This window comes from Paenibacillus sp. TAF43_2, from assembly GCF_052113545.1.
Classification (GTDB): Bacteria; Bacillota; Bacilli; order Paenibacillales; family Paenibacillaceae; genus Pristimantibacillus.
Genome location: NZ_JBFRDK010000312.1, coordinates 1 through 3,799, shown reverse-complemented (window position 1 = coordinate 3,799; position 3,799 = coordinate 1). Strand labels below are relative to the sequence as shown.

Sequence of the window (3,799 nt, the reverse complement as noted above, 5' to 3'; positions counted from 1 at the left end):
CGTATATTCTTTAAATAGTTTGCAAAAGTAACCTTCATTGACGATTCCTACTTCCTCGCACAATTCCAATAAAGAATAATCCTGAACATTTAACAGCTCGAGAGCTAATTGAATTTTTTTACGGTTGATGTAGCTGATCACGCCTTCGTTCATCGTTTTTTTGAATAAGCTGCTAAAATACGACGGAGCCAAATTCACATCCTCGGCAATAGCCTCCAGCGTTAAACGCTGTTTCAGATTTTTTTCTATAAACTGCATAGCACTCATGATTTCTGCACGATGTAATAGCTGGCCAGCATGGACATATTCGAATGTGAAGTCGCCAATATAGGCTAGCTGCTCTTGAAATGCCATAAATTCCATAGGGAATTCTGCTGCTTCTGTGGCCAGCTTGTTCCCTGATTTAAACTTCAACGTAATGTCTCTATACAAGTCTCGAAGCATGGGTGCCATGATAGACTTTTGGATTTTATGGTCTGAAACAAATTGGTTCAAATCAGCAAGTTCTATATCCAGCTCTTTCTTGGAAATCTTCCTTTTCAACCATATAAGAAAATCAGCCAGCTTCTGCTGAAAGTCTGCTTTTTTGTCATTATGGTATTGGAACCGATGCATGGGTGTTTTTACTATTTTCTCTGTATGATAATAGAAATCCTCACTCACATTTTTAGCTTCCGTGTACGCTTGTTTGATCGATTCCCAGCCTCGATGCGGACCTCCGAAAGCGACGGATACCCTTTGATTCAAATATTGCTGCAAATGAGAGACGATCTGCCCTCCCAATGATTGGCAAGCATATTCCGTTTCCATATCACTGCGGTTATTTTCCCAGGAAAGAAAACCAATAAAACGATTATCGGACAGATCCGCAGCTACGCCGCTTCCACCATTCATCACCGTTTCCTCGATTACATTCGTCATCGCATATTTCAAGATGTTTTGATCAGCTGCTGAGTATTCGTTCCGGAAACTTTCATACGTATTCATTTCAACAATGAAGCAGCAATAGTTGGCTTGAAAGAAATGGAACTGCATGCGATTGGCAAAATCCGATGCCCGATGGGAAGGAATTTCGCCTCTGATCAGTTCGTTAAAAAATTGCTTTCGGACTCTATATTTATTTTCAAGTACGGATACGTTTAACGATTGAAATTCCGCTTCTTTTTTCTTCACTTCATTTAAAATCCCAGCCGCCTTAGATAAGGCCCGATCCAAATCCGCTTCCCTCAGCGGGACTTTAACAATGTACTCCAATACGTTGGCATGAATAGCTCGCTGGGCGTATTCAAAGGATGAATAGGCGGTCAAAAGGATGTATTGGGTATGGGGGAGCTCCGGCTTTAGCTGCTCAATCATGGAGATTCCATCCATTCTCGGCATAACGATATCGGATATTACAATATCCGGCTTAAGCTTCAAAATTTCCTCGATCCCATTCAGCCCATTGTTCGCTTTTCCCACTAGAACAAATCGCTTATCCCTATGGGAGAGCTCGTTAAAAAACAATTCCAATCTTTGAATGATTAGGTCTTCATCGTCAACAATGAAGCAGGTATAGTTTCTCACCATTATGTTTCTCCTTTTAGCAAGTCTGCTGGGAATATGGCGCGTACACGGGTTATTTCCTTAGGTATGCTAACGATTTGGAGCCCATATTGTTCTCCATAGTGAAGTCTAATTCGGCCATGAATATTATTTAACCCGATTCTTTTCCTTTTCACTTCCACATCACTCGGTTCTGAAACTAAAATACGCTTTATTTTATCTGGTGGAATTCCCTCGCCTTGATCAACGACTTCGATGATGACGATGCTGCCCTCCCTGTACGCATGAATCGTTATCGGGCCTTCGATCCCTCCTCCGTTATAGCCATGGAAGATGCTATTCTCCACAAGGGGCTGCAGCAGCATTCGAAAAACTGGGAAATCTATTAACCCTGCTTCGATATTTTCAATCAAGTGGAAGTTTCTGTTATAGCGGATGTTCTGGATTTCGATATAGTCCGCTACATTTCGTAACTCCTGGTGTAGCGAAACCTTCTCTGAAGCGTCATCAATCCCGTATTCCAATAATGAAATGAGCGATCCGATCACCACATCTACTTTCTCTATTTGTCCGAGACGAATAACATTGCTGATCGAACCAAGCGTGTTATACAGAAAATGAGGGTTGATTTGAGACTGCAGCACTTGAATCTCCAGTTTCCTCTCAAGCTCATTATGAACCTCCGCTCGTCGTATCAATTCCACAATTTGCTGCAGCATACGGTCGAAGGCTCGGGAGAGATCTCCGAACTCATCGTTTCGGTTAATCGTTATTGTCGTTGTAAGGATGCCTTGTTCCACTCGTTTCATTTTTGATTTGAGCGCAAAGAGCGGAGTCCTTATATACTTGGCAATAAAAAAAGAAACGAACAAACTTAAGAGAAGACCTGCGGCTAGAAGCTCGATATAATAGGTTTCCAATCTGGACAAGGCGGCTTTCAAGCGTGATTCATCATTGATCGAGATAATGGTCCAATTGAATTTCTCCGTCGGTTTTTTCAATAGGGAGACCGGCAGGCCATCCTTGGTATGCAGTTGAAGGGTTGTTTCTGCCGTATCCAGAATTTGTTCTGCTGACGTCTCTCCGATTGAAAACGTATGATCTTGAACATTCAGCGGTCCTCTATTTTCCGAAAATCCGGCAATGATCTTACCCGATGCGGTGATCAGAGCCAAATTCATTTGTTCCTGCTTATTAATCTTGAACAAGGTTTCTTCAATAGCATTTAGATCCAAATCTACAGCAATGGCCATCGGAAATGGAGCGCCATTCAGATATCGAACCATCGTAACTGTCCAGCCGGAATACTTTGATTTGTAAGGATCACTGACGAAGGTCGTCCTTCTGTTCTTGTCGGCCGCATGAAATAAAGGCTCTCTTTCCGCTAACGGTTCATCAAAAATACGGGTAGGCGTGCTTCCGCCTACAATGGATAAATCGCTTTTGATCAAATAAATATTACTGACGTAATTGCTGTTGAGTTCATATAGCTCTCTTAATTGCTTTTTGATTACTTCCGTATTGTCTATGTTGGCTTTCACCGATGTTTCGACCGAGAACAGGATCGTCTGGAAGGAGGAAAAATTAACGGTGAAATACTGATCGACCTTGTCAAGTATTTGGTTGGTGTAGAAGATGTCATTGGTTCTTATTTCCTTTTGGACATAGCGATAGGACAATTGGCTTATCAAGATTATGCAGCCTAATACAAACGCAAACACGATAAAAAATAATTTTAAAGGCAAGCTGATTCTTCTTCGCATTGCGCATCTTCYTTTTTGAGTCTGTATTAAAATGACAATAAAGAGAGGGGCTACGAATAGCCACTCTCTTCGTTCATTTACTTGATTAAGCCTGCTTCTTTAAATTGCTTGATTGCTGTTTCCTTATATTTCTTCATGTCAAACTTGGTATCCAACGTTTGGAGGAAATTGTCCCAATTGGATAGAGGGTCTTTGCCCGTCATAAATTTGACTAAGCTTTCATTAATGAAACGCGAGCGGTCAGTTGCCAAGGTATCGCTAGGGTCTGCGGTCAATAAGTTTCCAGGCAGCGTTGGCCCCACATATTGTTGGTTGTTCACGAAAGCTTCTGCCGTCTTAGGATTCTGGAAGCTGAAGTACTCGGCATCGTCACCACGGCGCGGCATTCTGTAATGATCGACCCACAGGTACTTTTCTTTCATTTCCTTCGATAATTCGGACGTTTTATTTTTGATCTTGCCGTCCACTACATCCCAATGAATTCCTTTGAT

Annotated in this window: 2 protein-coding genes and 1 pseudogene; all 3 read right to left on the bottom strand. The window is 41.9% G+C overall.

From position 1 onward, the window contains the following. The coding region (locus tag AB4Z17_RS32700) for a response regulator (RefSeq protein WP_441964528.1) at positions 1-1,569 on the bottom strand (1,569 nt) is incomplete at its 3' end. Next, positions 1,569-3,236, bottom strand: coding sequence for a sensor histidine kinase (locus AB4Z17_RS32695; RefSeq protein WP_441964527.1), 1,668 nt, complete (start codon positions 3,234-3,236; stop codon positions 1,569-1,571). The genes AB4Z17_RS32700 and AB4Z17_RS32695, both read right to left, overlap by 1 nt. Before the next feature lie 149 nt (positions 3,237-3,385). Next, positions 3,386-3,799: pseudogene (locus AB4Z17_RS32690) on the bottom strand (extracellular solute-binding protein); the annotation flags it as partial.